The sequence below is a fragment of the Eubacterium aggregans genome (assembly GCF_900107815.1).
Classification (GTDB): domain Bacteria; phylum Bacillota; class Clostridia; order Eubacteriales; family Eubacteriaceae; genus Eubacterium_O; species Eubacterium_O aggregans.
Window position 1 is genome coordinate 1 of record NZ_FNRK01000020.1, and the last position, 15199, is coordinate 15199.

At 47.0% G+C, this 15199-nt stretch carries 13 protein-coding genes and 1 pseudogene; 2 read left to right on the top strand and 12 right to left on the bottom strand.

Translation table 11 applies throughout. The features are described from left to right. From BLW33_RS10540 to BLW33_RS10555, 4 genes and pseudogenes are all read right to left on the bottom strand, one after another. Positions 1–235 (bottom strand): annotated as a pseudogene (locus BLW33_RS10540) (hypothetical protein); the annotation flags it as partial. A gap of 72 nt (positions 236–307) precedes the next feature. Next, the gene (bioD, locus tag BLW33_RS10545; protein WP_090308600.1) at positions 308–694 is read right to left on the bottom strand and encodes an ATP-dependent dethiobiotin synthetase BioD; all 387 of its coding nucleotides are present in this window, start codon (positions 692–694) and stop codon (positions 308–310) included. Then, positions 694–1653: a biotin synthase BioB gene (gene bioB / locus BLW33_RS10550; RefSeq protein ID WP_090308602.1), complete on the bottom strand. Its 960-nt coding sequence runs from the start codon at positions 1651–1653 to the stop codon at positions 694–696. The genes bioD and bioB overlap by 1 nt, the downstream gene beginning before the upstream one ends. Then, the gene (locus BLW33_RS10555) at positions 1646–2221 is read right to left on the bottom strand and encodes a biotin transporter BioY (protein ID WP_090308605.1); all 576 of its coding nucleotides are present in this window, start codon (positions 2219–2221) and stop codon (positions 1646–1648) included. The genes bioB and BLW33_RS10555 overlap by 8 nt, the downstream gene beginning before the upstream one ends. Positions 2222–2426: 205 nt before the next feature. On the opposite strand from BLW33_RS10555, the gene BLW33_RS10560 reads away from it, so the two are divergent. Both BLW33_RS10560 and BLW33_RS10565 read left to right on the top strand, forming a co-directional pair. Continuing rightward, complete coding sequence (locus tag BLW33_RS10560) at positions 2427–2924, top strand: zinc ribbon domain-containing protein (RefSeq protein WP_090308608.1); 498 nt, start codon at positions 2427–2429, stop codon at positions 2922–2924. 85 nt (positions 2925–3009) lie between these two features. Next, positions 3010–3273 carry a hypothetical protein gene (locus BLW33_RS10565; protein WP_090308610.1) on the top strand — a complete coding sequence of 88 codons (264 nt, stop codon included), beginning with the start codon at positions 3010–3012 and terminating at the stop codon, positions 3271–3273. 75 nt (positions 3274–3348) lie between these two features. Here BLW33_RS10565 and BLW33_RS10570 read toward each other — a convergent pair whose 3' ends face one another. From BLW33_RS10570 to BLW33_RS10605, 8 genes are all read right to left on the bottom strand, one after another. Then, entirely contained in the window at positions 3349–5160 is a 1812-nt protein-coding gene (locus BLW33_RS10570) for a glycoside hydrolase family 13 protein (protein ID WP_242911659.1), read from the bottom strand. 83 nt (positions 5161–5243) lie between these two features. After that, complete coding sequence (glgA, locus tag BLW33_RS10575; protein ID WP_090308613.1) at positions 5244–6677, bottom strand: glycogen synthase GlgA; 1434 nt, start codon at positions 6675–6677, stop codon at positions 5244–5246. Between the two features lie 2 nt (positions 6678–6679). Then, on the bottom strand, positions 6680–7792 hold the full coding sequence (gene glgD, locus BLW33_RS10580; protein ID WP_090308616.1) for a glucose-1-phosphate adenylyltransferase subunit GlgD: 1113 nt from the start codon (positions 7790–7792) through the stop codon (positions 6680–6682). Positions 7793–7811: 19 nt separating this feature from the next. Further along, a complete protein-coding gene (locus BLW33_RS10585) occupies positions 7812–8936 on the bottom strand; it encodes a glucose-1-phosphate adenylyltransferase (RefSeq protein ID WP_090308618.1) in 1125 nt (374 codons plus the stop codon). Between the two features lie 12 nt (positions 8937–8948). Beyond that, complete coding sequence (locus tag BLW33_RS10590) at positions 8949–11402, bottom strand: glycogen/starch/alpha-glucan phosphorylase (RefSeq protein WP_090308621.1); 2454 nt, start codon at positions 11400–11402, stop codon at positions 8949–8951. An 11-nt stretch (positions 11403–11413) separates the two neighbouring features. Beyond that, positions 11414–13351, bottom strand: coding sequence for a 1,4-alpha-glucan branching protein GlgB (gene glgB, locus BLW33_RS10595; RefSeq protein ID WP_090308626.1), 1938 nt, complete (start codon positions 13349–13351; stop codon positions 11414–11416). A gap of 130 nt (positions 13352–13481) precedes the next feature. After that, positions 13482–14339 carry a YihY/virulence factor BrkB family protein gene (locus BLW33_RS10600; protein WP_090308628.1) on the bottom strand — a complete coding sequence of 286 codons (858 nt, stop codon included), beginning with the start codon at positions 14337–14339 and terminating at the stop codon, positions 13482–13484. Next, positions 14323–15165, bottom strand: a complete 843-nt coding sequence (locus tag BLW33_RS10605) for a YihY/virulence factor BrkB family protein (RefSeq protein ID WP_090308631.1) — start codon at positions 15163–15165, stop codon at positions 14323–14325. Before BLW33_RS10605 ends, BLW33_RS10600 begins: the two co-directional genes overlap by 17 nt. Positions 15166–15199: the final 34 nt, after the last annotated feature.

Below are 15199 nucleotides of genomic sequence, written 5' to 3' on the forward strand. Positions count from 1 at the left end.
CTGGTGGTGGTGCATCCATCTGCTTTGCCTGTCCTCGGCGTTTGCCACGGCCATCGGTCGCAACCACCTCACCAGTTTCAGGATCGAGTCGGCCAATAAGCTTTCGATGCGAACGCCCTTGCTTCTTTTCCTTATCCCAATAGGATGTTGATTCATAGACGTAAGTGATTCCACTGCGTTTATCGTGTTGATGGACAATTGACATCTCCGTCACCTCGTTACGTGTTTCTTTCATTATATCACATAACGAGCTTCAATTCAAGTCCAAAGTGCTGTTTATTCCTTATTCTATGCGGGTTTCGACGTTTCAACATCGTCGTTCCTCGTGATGTAAGACGGGAATGTAGGCTACAACGAGGGTATCGGTGTTTTTTTTATGGGTGGCAAAGTCCCCTTGTATTTTTGAAAGCTCGATGGTTTCGCCCGATTCCTTGGCCGCCAGGTGGGGGGACAGGGCCGGTTCAAAGCAGTAGCTTACACAGTCACCCGGGTCGTGGTGAAGCCCTGCCATCTGACAAACCTGGACCGCATCTCCGGGAATTAATCGACCGCCTCGGGAAAGGGCACCACTAAGAACGGGCTTGTAATAGGAGGCCTGGATACCCGCATCCAGAAGGGCCTTTAGAAGCAGACCGCTGACATAGGTTTTACCCACATCTGTTCCTGTTCCGGCAATAAAAAGAGTTTTTCCCATTAGAGGGCTCCAATGACATAGCCTAAACGGGCCAGCATAGCCTGATCGCTTTTGACATCAATACCGTCGGTGGTGAGCATATCTCCGGTGATGGCAGCATTGGCGGCAGTGGCAAAAAGTCTCTCCCCCTTATCACAAAGGCGCCCCCGGCCGCCAGCCAGACGCAAGGCGGCATTTGGAAGGATGAAGCGGTAAAGGCATACACTGCGCAGAACATCATCCCCGGAGCATAGGGGCTGCTCTGCCAGCGGCGTGCCGGGAATAGGGTTTAAAATATTAATGGGGACCGAGGTAATCTCAAGCTCTCGGAGGGTAAAGGCCATATTCAGACGGTCTTCCAGGGTTTCACCCAGGCCAAAGATACCACCGCTGCACACCTCAAGACCAGCCTCTTTAGCCCCTTTGATGGTTCTGATTTTATCATCGTAGCTGTGAGTGCTACAGACTTTGGGAAAGAATTCACGGGAGGTTTCGAGGTTGTTATGGTAGCGGGTGACACCGGCAGCCTTCAGTTTTTTAAAATCCTCAGTTTCTAAAAGGCCATGGGAGGCGCAGAGCTTAATGGGGAGGTCGGCGTGGATGGCTTTGTATTGGGCGGCGACGACTTCCACCTCCTGGGGGGAGAGACGGCGTCCGGCGGTAACATTGGAAAAGCGCAGGATACCCTGATCCCCACAATGCCTGGCCGTGTCGTAAACGGTCTGGGTGTCTAAAAGGGGATGGACTTCTGCACTGGTTTCGTAATGGCTGGATTGGGCACAGAATTTACAGTTTTCAGAGCAATGGCCTCCCTTTCCACTAACAATGGTGCAGAGATCAAAGGTATTACCGCAAAAGTGCTTTCGCAGTTGTGTGGCGGCATCTGCCAGATGATTCAATGGGACCTGGGATAGGGTGGAAGCCTCCTGACGGGTAACCTGTCCGCCCTTTAAAATTTTTTGGGTTAGGGTATTAAGCATTGACAGACCTCCGAAGGAGGGGAATCAGCCGGGTGCCTGCAAGGGAGGCAATGAGGCAAAGGACCAGATCCCCGGGAATATCCAGGGGGAAGGCGGACAAAAAGATTAACCCCAGGGGCATGGGCTCTCCCATATAAAAATTCAAAATGAAATATTTATAGGTCAGCCCAATGCCATAGGTGATGAGAAATCCGCCAAGACTGGCGATGAGGAGATGTTTGAAATGGGGGGAGTCACTTTGACCAGCAATCAAACCGGTAACACTGGCTGCGGCAATAAAGCCGAGGAGGTATCCAAAGCTGGGGCGCAGGATATAGGCTGGTCCGCCGCCGGCGGCAAAAATAGGAATGCCCAGTAGTCCAATGGCGACGTACACAGCAATGGAAAGGGGCCCAAGACGAGGGCCGAGGAGCATACCGGCCAGTAGAACAAAAAAGAACTGGAGGGTAAAATAGTCCAGATTTGGAACGGGAATCTGGATAAAGGCGCCAATAGCAACCAAAGCCGCAAAAAGGGCACAAAGCACCATTTTTTTAGTTTTGATTGAGGAGTGATGTTTTTCTGTCATATACAATACCTCGCTATGATTGTTTTTTATACTATAGCATACAGCGCAAAGTATGTAAACTTAAATAATAAAAAGGTATACGTATGGCGGTAAATACCAGACATTTCCCATAAACTGTCAGTTGAAAAGGCGAAAATTTACAGTGGATTTTAATCTTATGTTATTATAATAGTAATATAAATCAAAACAATATGGAGGTATAATCATGGCATTACTTAATACGTTAAATGATTTCGCTAAAAATGTTGGTGAAAAAACCAGTGGAACTTTGGAGGCGACGAAACTTGTCACTAAGATTATGGCCCAACGAAAAATTATCACTGAAGCGGAACAAAAAATCGGAGAATACTACTATAAAAAGATTTCTGAAGACGGCACTCCAGATGATGAAGTGAAAGCTTACTTCGACCAAATTGCTGAAATACAAGAAAACATTGACGAAATGGAAGCTCGGATTGCCGCAATAAAAGCCGCAGCCGAAAACCCCCTGGACCCAGGGAAAAAACTCTGTGCCCATTGCGGGGCCGTTATTCCGGTTAAATCAAAATTCTGTCCGGAATGCGGTGCCCCCAATGCCGTTGAAGAGGCCACGGTGGTTGAGCCTGGGGATGAGAATACAGAGGAATCCCAAGGGGGATCCACAGAGGATGCAGAAGGGTCAGCAGCAGAAGGGGCAGAGACCGACCCCCATACAGAAGCCTAAATTAAGCCAGCTGGATTTTATATTGACCACCGCGGCTGGGCATCGGTTAGAATGAAGCAATAGATTTCCGAAATGAGGGTGTACAATGGAATTAAAGATGACGTTCTGTCCTTTTTGCCAGGAAAAGCACGAGGTGGAATTGCGATGGGAAAATGAACAGTACCGGTTTGATGAGATTGTCGTGGTTTATCCCAAGGCTGTTTATTATTGTGACCGAACAAACAACGAATTCGTTAGTGCTGGACTGGAAAGTGACAATGAAGAAGCGGCCTATCGTGCCTATCTTGATCAACATGGCCGGGTAGTCGCGGATGATTTTGAAGAAAATATCGTCTACGAGGAATTATAATTGAGCTGATAAAAAATAAATAGGGCGGTCACAGGGAAATAGCGTATAGCTGTTTTTAATGTGATCGCCCTATTTTTATTTTAAGAGGGGGCGAATAGGGGTATCGTCGCCGTCCAGCTTAAAAATAACACCCTCCAGGGGATGGAGGAGAATTTTGTTCATGCACTGGGTTTCTCCGGTGAGGAGATTGGTCCCCAGCCGCCCCACTAAATCAGGATTTTCAAAGGGGATATAGGCCCGTTTGTTCCGATTGAACAGGCAGAGGAAGGCATCTCCCACAAGGCTGCGCACAAAGGCAAAGACATCGGGCTCAGAGTGTAAGGGGTACCATCGCCCGTGTTTAAAAGCCTCATACTCCGCTCGAATGGTGGTAATGGACTGATACCAGGTCAGCAGCTCCTCGTCTTCCTGTCCCCAGGGATAGGTTCCCCGGTTAAAGGGATCTTCAAAGCCCTGGCATCCGGCCTCGTCCCCATAATAAATACATGGAACCCCAGGGAAGGTCATCTGGAGCAAAGCCAGAGCCTTTAACCGCTTGAGGGCGAGTTGATACTGGGTGGCAGATAAGGAAAAGGCTTCCTTTTCTGCTTCAGTGCTTAGGGTCGGTGGGTTACCCAGCAGGGTTAAGATCCGGGTGCGGTCATGGGACCCAATGAGATTCATGTTACCCATAAATTGTCGTCTGGGGTAATGCTCATACAAGGCCATCATTTGGCGGCCGACAGCCCCGGCATCGATTTGGCCTGTGAAAAATTCAATAAAGGTATCCCGAAAAGGATAATTCATCACAGCATCCAGCTCCTGTCCCATGAAATACCGGCGGTGTTGGTTGTAGGCCACTTTTCTGGAAGCATCCTCCCAGACTTCTCCGATGAGGACGGCATCCGGTTTTTCTTCGACAAGAACCCTTTTCAGGCCGACAATAAAATCATCGGGAAGCTCATCAGCCACATCCAGGCGCCAGCCCGAGGCCCCGGCCCGTACCCAATGGCGAATCACTGAGTCTGGCCCTTTAAAGATAAAATCCTGGTAACTGGTGTCCAGCTCCTCCACATTGGGCATGGAGGTGATCCCCCACCAGGATTCATAGACATCCGGAAATTCTGAAAAGCGATACCAGCTATGGTAAGGTGAATCCAGGGATTCGTAGGCCCCCACTGCCGGGTAGTGCCCATAGCGATTAAAATAGATACTGTCATCCCCAGTGTGGTTGAAAACGCCATCTAAAATAATACGGATGCCCCGCTTCTCGGCTTCGGCGCAGAGGGTTTTAAAAAGGGCTTCATCGCCAAATTCCGGTGAAATTCGGGTGTAATCAGCAGTATCGTACTTGTGGTTGCTCCGGGCTTCAAAGATGGGGTTCAGATAGAGGATGCTGATATGGAGGCTAGACAAATAGTCCAGCTTTTCGGTAATTCCTTCTAAATTCCCGCCAAAAAAATCCCAGTAGTCAATGGAACCATCCTTGCCCCGGAAATAATGGGGGGAATCGGACCAACAGCCATGAACCATGGCATGGGGAAAATAGGTGGGCTGATAGGTACTCCCCCTGGCAAAACGATCGGGAAAGATCTGATACATAATGCCATCGGTATACCAGCGAGGCGTCTCATGGGACTGTTCATAAAGGGTGATTTGAAAGGAGGGGGGACAGCTTTCATAAATCTGCCCCTCTCCCCCTAAGTGGTCACCCTGGGTGCCGTAGGTATAGGTTTGTCCACCAGAATCGAATCGAAAGTCGTACCAAAGCAGATCAGGCTGCTCGGGCAAGGGAAGTTTACAGATATAAATGTCTGATCCTGGATCGGTGGGCTGCATGTCGAAGTAACGCTCTGTATTTTGATAATAGGTCCGCAGTTTAATGTTGGCGGCATCTTCGGCATACACTTTGATGGTAACAAGCGAGCCCGTCGGAAGGGCTCCGAAGGGCTCGCGGAATGCTAAATCCCAGGAATTATGTCGGAAGTTAATCAAACCAGCTTACCGGCAACCTTTTTGTAATAATAAAGATAGGTTTGGGCGGACTGGGACCAATCAAAGTTTGTTTTTGCGGCATTATTTACTAAAGTTTTCCAAAGCTCCGGATAGTCGTAGTACAGACCGACCGCGGCCTGGAGGGTGTAAAGCATATCGTGGGCGTTATAGGTGGCAAAGCCATAGCCATTGCCTTCTCCAGTGTCCCCGTTGAAATACTGGACCGTGTCTTTAAGGCCCCCGGTTTGCCGGACGACGGGGATGCTGCCGTAGCGCATGGCAATCATCTGGGAAAGGCCGCAGGGCTCAAATTTAGAGGGCATGAGGAATAAATCACTACCGGCATAAATTTTCCGGGAGAGGCCTTCATTAAAATCAATGATAGTGCGCATTTTATCCGGATAAGTGTAGGCCACCTCCCGCAGGATGTTTTCATAGGCCGGATCACCAGTTCCCAGAATAACCAGCTGGATATCCATCTGCAAAATTTCATGGATGACCGCTGCCACCAGATCTAACCCCTTCTGTTCCACTAGACGGGTAATCATGGCAACCATGGGCTTATTGGCGGTAACTGGTAAATCCAGTTCCTCCTGAAGGGCCAGCTTGTTTTCGGTTTTCTTTTTCAGGGAGCGGGTATAGTTCACATAGATGGCAGGATCGGTTTGGGGGTTGTATTCCTTCTCGTCGATACCGTTTAGGATGCCCACTTCCTTGTCTGCTATATCCCGGATGACGCCATCCAGACCTTCGCCGTAAAAGGGATCCTTTATTTCTTCGGCGTAGGAGGGGCTGACGGTGGTCACTAAATCGGAGGTGTACAGCGCCCCCTTCATCAAATTGATCTTTTTATAGTATTCCATTGCGGCCGGGAAATAATCGAAATTCAGCAGATGTTGTAAATCATCAAAGCCATAGAGCCCTTGGTATTTCATATTGTGGATGGTAAAAATACTGCGGGTATTCAGATAGTGCCACTGATATTGCTCCTTTAGAAGATAGGGAATCAGTGCGGTTTGCCAGTCGTGGCAATGGAGGATATCCGGATAAAAATCAATGTAAGGAATGGCCTCCAGAACCGCCCGGCAAAAATAGATGAAGCGCTCCCCATCATCGTAGTACCCATAAAGCTCAGGACGTTTGAAATAATACTCATTATCCAAAAAGTAATAGGTTACACCGTCCATCCGGTATTTCTGAATACCGACGTACTGGTCTGTGCGGCCAATGGTTACGTAGAAAATATCCAATAGCTTGAATTCTTTACTATATTTTTCTGGGATACAGGCATATTTAGGGAGAATGACCCGTATATCGACCTCATCCTTGGGAAAGGCCTTGGGCAAGGCACCCACCACATCACCCAGGCCGCCGCTTTTGGCAAAGGGGTAACACTCTGGTGCGGCAAATAATACCTTAAGCTTATCCATGATTAAATTCTCCTCCCTTTTCGTAAAATAATGGGATTGTCTTTGGTTCCAATGAGGGTTGCGTTATCCCGGATTTTAACATCCTTGTCAAAGATGACGTATTTAAGCTTGACATTTTCCCCAATCTCTGCTTTTTGCATGATGATGCTGTTGGTAATTTCACAATTGTGTCCAATACGGCTATCCCGGAAGACAATGCTTTTATGGATATCTCCGTCAATCTGACACCCAGACCCAATAATGGAGTTAGTAACCAGGGAGCCATCTTCATACAAGGTGGGATGATTATCTTTAATCTTGGTATAAATGGGATTATCACCCAGGAATAATGCCTTCATAATGTCAAAATCCAGTAGATCCATATTGGACTCCAGGTATTTCTGCAGGTTATGGACCCGATTAATGTAGCCAATGTGTGGGGCACCGAAAATCCTAAGGGTATCGAGATTATTGCGGATGGCATCCATCAGATCCCATTCCCCCAGCCGTCCTGCGGTATCCAAAAGGCTCAGGAGAATATCCTTTTTAATAATCAGCATATCCGCATAACAATGATCGGTCATGCCCTCGGACTTATAGGTGATATCCGTCACCCGATATTTGTCAAAGCTGACGAAGGCATCGTTGTCGTTAAAGCTAAAGGAGGGAATGGTTTTTTTGAAGATCAGGGTAACATCGCTGTTGTTGGTCTTATGAATTTTATAGGCTGGGTTAAAGTCAAAGCTGGTGATGAGGTTTGGTGCTGAAATAATGACATCATCCACATCTGAGCGGTCCAGAAAACTCCGGTTATTGTAGAGATCTCGAACGCTGATCTTGATATAATTGCCAAAGCGGACGCTGTTGCTGCCAGCTAAAATCGAAAGGTCTTGGGTCTTACGACTGAGGGACCATTCCTTCCCTGTACCGAGATGATCGATGAGGGAGCTGTATTTATGGGAGCCCACCACCCCGATGTGGTTGATGCCGGAATTGACCATGTTGGACAAGGTAAAATCGATGAGCCGGTAGCGGCCGCCAAAGGGGAGGGTGCTGATGCTGCGGTGCTGAAGCAGTTCATTCAAGTCGGTGTTGTCACCGTCAATGTTTAAAATAAATCCAATTGTTCGTTTCATTTGAGTATCCCCCTTTAACTTAACCATTAATGACATGGATTTCCGACGGGTTATCACTGTCTGTGGCCAAAATTCGGGTATCACCCCGCACGACACCCCGGGAGCCCACAATGCAGTTTTCCAGATAGGCGCCATCCTCGATGACCGCACCGGTGTGGATAATCGTATTTCGGATAACTGTGTTCTTCCCGATAATAATATCGTGGGAAATGATGGAATGCTCCACCTCACCAAAAATAACGCAGCCATCACAGATGAGGCTATGGGTGACCTTGGCATCCGGTCCAATGAATTGGGGATGCCGACTGGTGTTATTGGAGTAAATTCGGAAATTCCGATCACTTAAATCAAAATTACAGGATTCGTCCAGTAGGTCCATATTGGCATCAAAATAGCTTTGAATCGTTCCGACATCCCGCCAATAATCGGAGAAGGTATAGGCGAAGAGTCGTTTCTTTTCTTCATGAAGCATGGGGATGACATTGTGCCCAAAATCATTTTCAGATTCCGGATTTTCGGCATCGTCCATAAGCGCCTTGCGCAGGACCGGCCAGCTAAAGACGTAAATCCCCATGGAGGCCTGGTTGCTCTTGGGCTCATCGGGCTTTTCCTGGAATTCCTGGATGCGCTGATCGTCATTGGTGCAGACAATCCCGAAACGGTTGGCTTCCTCCCAGGGAACATCCATTACGGCGATGGTCAGGTCGGCCGCCCGTTCCTTATGGAATGCGATCATTTTAGAGTAGTCCATTTTATAGATATGATCACCGGATAAAATAAGAACATGCTCGGGGTTGAATTGGTCAATGAAGTCAATGTTTTGATAAATGGCATCGGCGGTACCATTGTACCAACGGCCACCCTTCTGTCCCATGTAAGGGGGAAGGATACGGACCCCTGCACCCACTTTGTCCAAGGCCCAGGCGCTCCCATCACTGATATAGTTATTAAGGATGTAGGGGCGGTATTGGGTGAGTACCCCGACAACATCGATGTCTGAATTCATGCAGTTACTCAGGGGAAAATCGATGATACGATATTTCCCCCCAAACAGGACGGCTGGTTTGGCGTTGTTAAAGGTCAAAGATCCAAGACGGCTTCCTTGTCCACCAGCTAAAAGCATTGCTACACATTCCGTATTCATGTTGCTTCCTCCCTATTCTTTAATTTTCCAAATTTCTTTTTGATAGTCTGCAATGGAACGGTCACTGCTGAAAATACCCGATTTGGCGATGTTGATAATCGACATAGATAACCATCGGGTCTGATCCCGATACACTTGGCTGGATACCTCCTGGATATCGGCGTAGGAGGCAAAATCCTTCAGTACGAAGTAGGTATCGTTATGGAGCAGCAGGGAATCATAAATACTCTGGAAGGTAGTACCATCCAGGAAGCCATTAATGAGCTGATTCATAACCTCTTGTACCCGGGGATCTTGTTCGTAGATATCCAGGGAGCGATAGCCTCCGTGGGCATTAAAACCAGCGACTTCGACATCGGACAGGCCAAAGGTGAACACATTGTCCATGCCGACGGCTTCCGCAATTTCAATATTGGCACCATCCATGGTCCCCAGGGTCAGAGCGCCGTTCATCATGAACTTCATATTACCAGTCCCAGAGGCTTCTTTACCCGCGGTGGAAATTTGTTCAGAAATTTCGGCAGCTGGATAGATGATTTCTGCACTGGAGACATTGAAGTTGGGGACGAACACCACCTTGAGCTTATCGCCCATTTGTGGATCATGATTGATCTTGTGGGCCAAGACGTTAATGAGTTTAATAACCTCCTTTGCATAATAGTATGAAGGTGCCGCTTTGCCAGCAAAGATAAAGGTTTTAGGAACAATATCAGCATTGGGGTTGGAACGCAGCTTATTGTACAGGTGCATAATATGCAGGGCGTTGAGAAGCTGGCGTTTGTACTCGTGGATTCGCTTAACCTGAATGTCGAAAATTGAGTCCGGATTGAGGCTAATTCCCTGGTGTTCTTTGACGTATCGGGCGAAGCGTTCCTTATTTTGACGTTTGACCATGGCCAGCTTGTTTTTAAAGGCCCCGTCATTGGCATAGGGCAGAAGGGCTTCCAAGGCGGACAGGTTATTGGCTTCGGTCCAGGAATCCCCAATGGTATCAGTGATGAGGTCCTTCAGATCCGCATCTGCCGCCATGAGGAACCGTCTTGGAGTCACCCCATTGGTCACGGAGTGAAAGCGTTCCGGGAAAACGGCGTAGAAATCTTTAAAGGTTTCTTCCCGGAGGATCTTACTATGGAGTGCCGCCACACCATTGACAGAATGGCTTCCGATAATGGCAAGGTGGGCCATGTGGACCTGACCATCCTTAAGGATGGAGATGTTGTAATTCCGGGCTTCCTGATCGGGATAGAACCAGTTCATATCATTGACGAAACGTCGGTTGATTTCTTCTATGATTTGATAGACCCGGGGAAGCAGTTCTTTTAGCATATCAATGGGCCATTTTTCCAGTGCTTCTGGAAGCACGGTATGGTTGGTGAAGCTGATGGCGCCTACGGTAATGTTCCAGGCATCGTCCCACTCATAGTTTTCTTCGTCAATAAGAATCCGCATGAGCTCCGGAACGCAGAGTGCGGGGTGGGTATCGTTAATATGGATACAAATCTTATCGGCAAAACTATCCATTGAACCGTTGTTATGCTTTTTGTAACGGCGGACGATGCGCTTCAGCCCGGCACAGACGAAAAAGTACTCCTGCTTCAATCGCAGCTGCTGTCCTTCAAAGCCGTTATCGCTGGGATAGAGAACCTGGCTGATGGCTTCGGCTTCGGATTTACGCTGCATCGCTTTGATAAAATGGCCCTGGTTAAAGGTGTTCAAATCGAAATCCTCCACGGGCTGGGCACTCCAGAGACGGAGGGAGTTTACGGTGTCATTATGATAACCCTTAATGGGGACATCGTAGGGAACGGCCAGGACGGGTTCGTAGTTTTCGTGGATGAAAACCATTTTTTCACCGACCATTTCCGTGCGGACATCCCCCTTGTATTTGACGATAACCGATTTTTCGGGTTTGGCAATTTCAAAGGGATAGCCGTTGCGCAGCCAATTATCGGCAATTTCAACCTGCTCGTTATCCACAATTTTCTGCTGGAACAGGCCGTATTTGTATCGAATACCGTTGCCGTGGCCAGGAAAATCCATGGCAGCCGTCGAGTCCAGGAAACAGGCCATCAGACGACCTAATCCCCCGTTACCCAGGGCCGGATCGTGCTCCCGCTCCTGAATTTTTTCATAGTCCAGTCCAAGCTCACCCAGGACATCGGGGACGATGACATCCCATCCCAGGTTATTAATATAGGAGCGCAGCAGGCGGCCAATGAGGAATTCAATGGAAAAGAAGTAAATCTGCTTATCCGGATTGGTGCGGTTACGGCTGTTATTTTCTGGCCATTCCGCAGAGATGGTCTCCATGACCAGTTCGGCCAGAGCATCATATTGGTTTTGAGTGGAGGATTCAGCAAATTTTTCACCAGAAACCTCTTCAACCTTTTTAATAAAGGCATCCTTGAAATCGGCTTTTTCCTTGGCAAGTGCTTTTCCAGTTAATGTGTGTGTTTTTTTTGTCATTACTTATCCTTTCAGTGTTTCCGTGTCCCTTTAGAAGGGGATTTGGATGTATTTTTAACCATTGTTCGACTACGGCTTTTGCCAGTAGATTTTGGAACAACAGGTTTTAGCACAAGGGCAGCTGACGGTGGAATATTCAGCGTCAGACTGCAGGGTTGATTATGATAGGGGAGCTGATCTGTCCCCTTGGCAGTTTTTTTGATTTTAAAACCCGTTCCGCCGTATTGGGCCTCATCACTATTAAAGACCAAGCGGTAGGTTTTATCCTCAGGCACACCAATACGGTAGTCCGTGTAAGCTTGGGGACAGAAATTGATGAGGATGATGAGATCATCATTCGGCTGATTACCCATACGTCTAAAGATAAGAATACTTTGGCCGGCATTATCCGCATCAATCCACTGGAAGCCATCCCAGCCATGGTCTTTTTCCCAAAGGGCCTTTTCCCTGGCGTAAAATTTATTTAAGGCCTTGATATAGGTCTGGGTAGCCTGATGCTTGTCATATTCCAGTAAAAACCATTCCAGGGATTCATAATAACGCCATTCTGTAAAGGGAGCAAATTCATTCCCCATAAAGGAGAGCTTCTTTCCTGAATGGAAATACATGTAGGCATAGAGTAAACGGAATTGATCAAACTTCATATCGTAGGAGCCGAACATTTTGTCCACAATTGATTTTTTGCCATGGACAACTTCGTCATGGGATAAAGGGAGAACAAAGTTCTCGCTAAAGGCATAGGCCATGGAAAAGGTAAGTTTGGAGTGAAAGTCATTTCTGCAATAGGGGTCGGTTTCCATGTAAGAGAGGGTGTCGTGCATCCAGCCCATGTCCCACTTTTGATTAAAGCCCAAGCCGCCCTGATCTACAGGCCAGCTGACCATGGGATAGGCTGTGGATTCTTCCGCCGACATAATCGCAAAGGGAAAATTTTTGAAGATGGCGGTGTTTAGGCGTCGCAAGAAATCAACGGCCTCCAGACTATCGTTGCCACCATTTTTATTCCGGCGGTAATCATCATCGTAGCCGTAGTTGAGATAAATCATACTGGCGACCCCATCGATACGCAGGCCATCAATATGGTATTCTTCAAACCAGTAGTAGGCATTGGAAATGAGGAAATTGACAACTTCGGGCTTGGCGTAGTCAAATTCCATGGTTCCCCATTGGGGGTGCTCCGTTGCTTCGTAGAGATTGGTACCATCAAGCTTATACAGTCCGTGGGCATCCTTACAAAAATGGCCGGGAACCCAGTCCAGAATAACGGCGATTCCCGCCTGATGGAGGGCATCCACTAAACCCATGAATTCCTGGGGCGTACCGTAGCGGCTGGTGGGGGCAAAGTATCCCGTGAGCTGATAGCCCCAGGAGCCGTCAAAGGGATGCTCCATCACTGGCATAAATTCCACATGGGTATAGTGCAGCTCCTTGAGGTAGGGGACTAATTGCTCTGCCATTTCAGCATAGGATAACAGGCTGCCATCCTCGTGGGTCCGCCAGCTGCCCAGATGCATTTCATAAATATTGATGGGGCCGGGGGACTGTCCTTTTTTCTTCCGGGAAGAGAGCCAGGCCTGATCCTTCCAGGTATAGCCCTTGAGGTCCCAGAGAACCGATGCTGTTTTAGGCTTGACTTCACAATGGATGCCATAGGGGTCAGCCTTAAAGGCCAGTTCACCATCACAACGGGTGATACAATATTTGTACAAATCCCCCATGGATAATTGATCGGTCACTAATTCCCAAACCCCGCCGGAATCATCTAGGAGGATCATGGGATGGCTCTCAGGGTCCCAATGATTAAAATTGCCCACAAGGGATACAGCCTGGGCATGGGGAGCCCAGAGCCGAAAGACCACACCGGTTTTGGTGGGGTGTGCACCGAAGAAATCATAGCTTTTGAAATAATTCCCTTCATGAAAGAGGTGTAAAGCGGTTTTTCTGTCCATTTCTATCCTCCTTGAGTTAAATATTGGTAAAATGTTGTTTAACAATAGTAATATATTGTCTTCAATAGAGATATTCTACCATATAAAGTCGTATTTTGGTATCGAATGATTCATTTTACATCAATTATATTTACGATTGTTCAGAGTGTTCTCTATTTTTGAAATAATCCTGCCAATAAACATTTATTTTGCTGCCGATATTTAGGATAACGCAGATGAAATAAATGGCCACCAATAGGGCGAAAAGGCCTCCAAGGCTGCCGTAGAGCATGGTGTAACGGGAAGAATGGTCAACAAAGATGACGAAAATGCGAAAAACCATGAGCATTCCAACCGTGGCGAGAATGGCACCCGGAAGACTTTCTTTAAAGGAGCTTCTTTTTGTGGGAGCCAAGGTATAAATACAGTCGAGTACCAGAATGGTAATCAATACGGCTAAACAAAAGGAAATCAGCTTTGTTAAAAAAGCACTGACAACAGCCAAGCCTAAAGCATTCAGAAGATGGGTGCTTACGTCACTGAGCAGGACATAGCTTGTCACGATCAAAATCAAAGCGATGCCAAAAAGAAGGGTGATGGCAAAGGCCAAAAGCCAGACTTTTGGCAGGCTTCTTCGCTCTTCACAGCCATAACTTTGATTAATACCGACCATAATAGCCCGGGCGGCCATGCTGGCAAAAATAAAGGTCAGTATGGGGAGTAGAACGCTATTCTCTTTAATATTATTCTCTAGCATTACAGTCAGATTAACCACATAATCGTAGGATAATTGGGGCAGATAGGCCCTTAAAAATTCAAAAAGATACTGATCGAAGTGGACGATAATCTTACCAACAAAGTTAATGAGGAAAAGAACCATGGGGAAGAAGGCCAACAAAAAATAGAAAGCCATCTGGGTGCAAACCCCTAGAAAGTCGGTATCATATAAATCATCAATGATATAAAGAACGGAATCTTTGATGGCTTCCAGATTAAAGTTTTTTTTCATGGGAGATTCCTCCTGTATCTTCAAAATAAAGGTTCACCACACTGCCAAAAATTAGAACCAGGCTGATGCAATAGATAACAATAATAAAGGAAAAGGGACCTTCCAAAATAAGGGTTAAGCTATGAATATCAAAATAATTCTGAATAAAGCCATCATAAGAAAGGGTGACACACAACCAGCCCAAGCTGACAAAAATACTGCCAGGTAGTGCATTTAGAAAAGAGAGGCGTTTGGGCGGCGCATACATATAAAGCAGGGTCAGGGTCAATGCCAGATAAGCGGCAATGAGAATAAGGGAAAAAAGGCGCCAATAACGAATGAGGAGTGTTCCAAGGCTCATGTATTCAAAGGCAGAGGTTATGATCTTTTGGGTAAATAAATACAGGGCAATGAAAACCAAAAAGAGGGCAATGAAAAACAAGAGATAAACAAAGCCGAGTTCCCATAAGACTAAGTAATTCCGGGTTTCAGGGACGCCCATTACTTTGGTAATGGTGATGATGAGTGACCGGACCGCAGAGACCGAAAGATAAAGGATAAGAAACCCGAAAACAAGATTGCCCCAGGCAGAGGTTTGGGGACCATTGGCGTTGTGGCTGGCCGTTTCAATCAGTGGCATTAGAAAGGATGGCAGCAGTGATTGAAGGGTATTTAATACCCGGTCATTTAAATCTGCGAAAAACCAATTCACTAAATTATAAACCAACATAATCAGGGGAATGAAGGCTAAAAGAACGGTATAGGATAATTGTGCAGCATAATTTAACAGTCGATTCTCTTTAATTTGTCCGGAGACAAAGGTTAAAATATTCTTGAATTCGTCCATGATGATGATACTCCTATGATGTAGTGTCTTTATT

Coding starts and splice junctions, on each gene's coding strand:
- bioD (WP_090308600.1), bottom strand. CDS start 694: ATGGGAAAAACTCTTTTTATTGCCGGAACAGGAACAGATGTGGGTAAA.
- bioB (WP_090308602.1), bottom strand. CDS start 1,653: ATGCTTAATACCCTAACCCAAAAAATTTTAAAGGGCGGACAGGTTACC.
- BLW33_RS10555 (WP_090308605.1), bottom strand. CDS start 2,221: ATGACAGAAAAACATCACTCCTCAATCAAAACTAAAAAAATGGTGCTT.
- BLW33_RS10560 (WP_090308608.1), top strand. CDS start 2,427: ATGGCATTACTTAATACGTTAAATGATTTCGCTAAAAATGTTGGTGAA.
- BLW33_RS10565 (WP_090308610.1), top strand. CDS start 3,010: ATGGAATTAAAGATGACGTTCTGTCCTTTTTGCCAGGAAAAGCACGAG.
- glgA (WP_090308613.1), bottom strand. CDS start 6,677: ATGGATAAGCTTAAGGTATTATTTGCCGCACCAGAGTGTTACCCCTTT.
- glgD (WP_090308616.1), bottom strand. CDS start 7,792: ATGAAACGAACAATTGGATTTATTTTAAACATTGACGGTGACAACACC.
- BLW33_RS10585 (WP_090308618.1), bottom strand. CDS start 8,936: ATGAATACGGAATGTGTAGCAATGCTTTTAGCTGGTGGACAAGGAAGC.
- BLW33_RS10590 (WP_090308621.1), bottom strand. CDS start 11,402: ATGACAAAAAAAACACACACATTAACTGGAAAAGCACTTGCCAAGGAA.
- glgB (WP_090308626.1), bottom strand. CDS start 13,351: ATGGACAGAAAAACCGCTTTACACCTCTTTCATGAAGGGAATTATTTC.
- BLW33_RS10600 (WP_090308628.1), bottom strand. CDS start 14,339: ATGAAAAAAAACTTTAATCTGGAAGCCATCAAAGATTCCGTTCTTTAT.
- BLW33_RS10605 (WP_090308631.1), bottom strand. CDS start 15,165: ATGGACGAATTCAAGAATATTTTAACCTTTGTCTCCGGACAAATTAAA.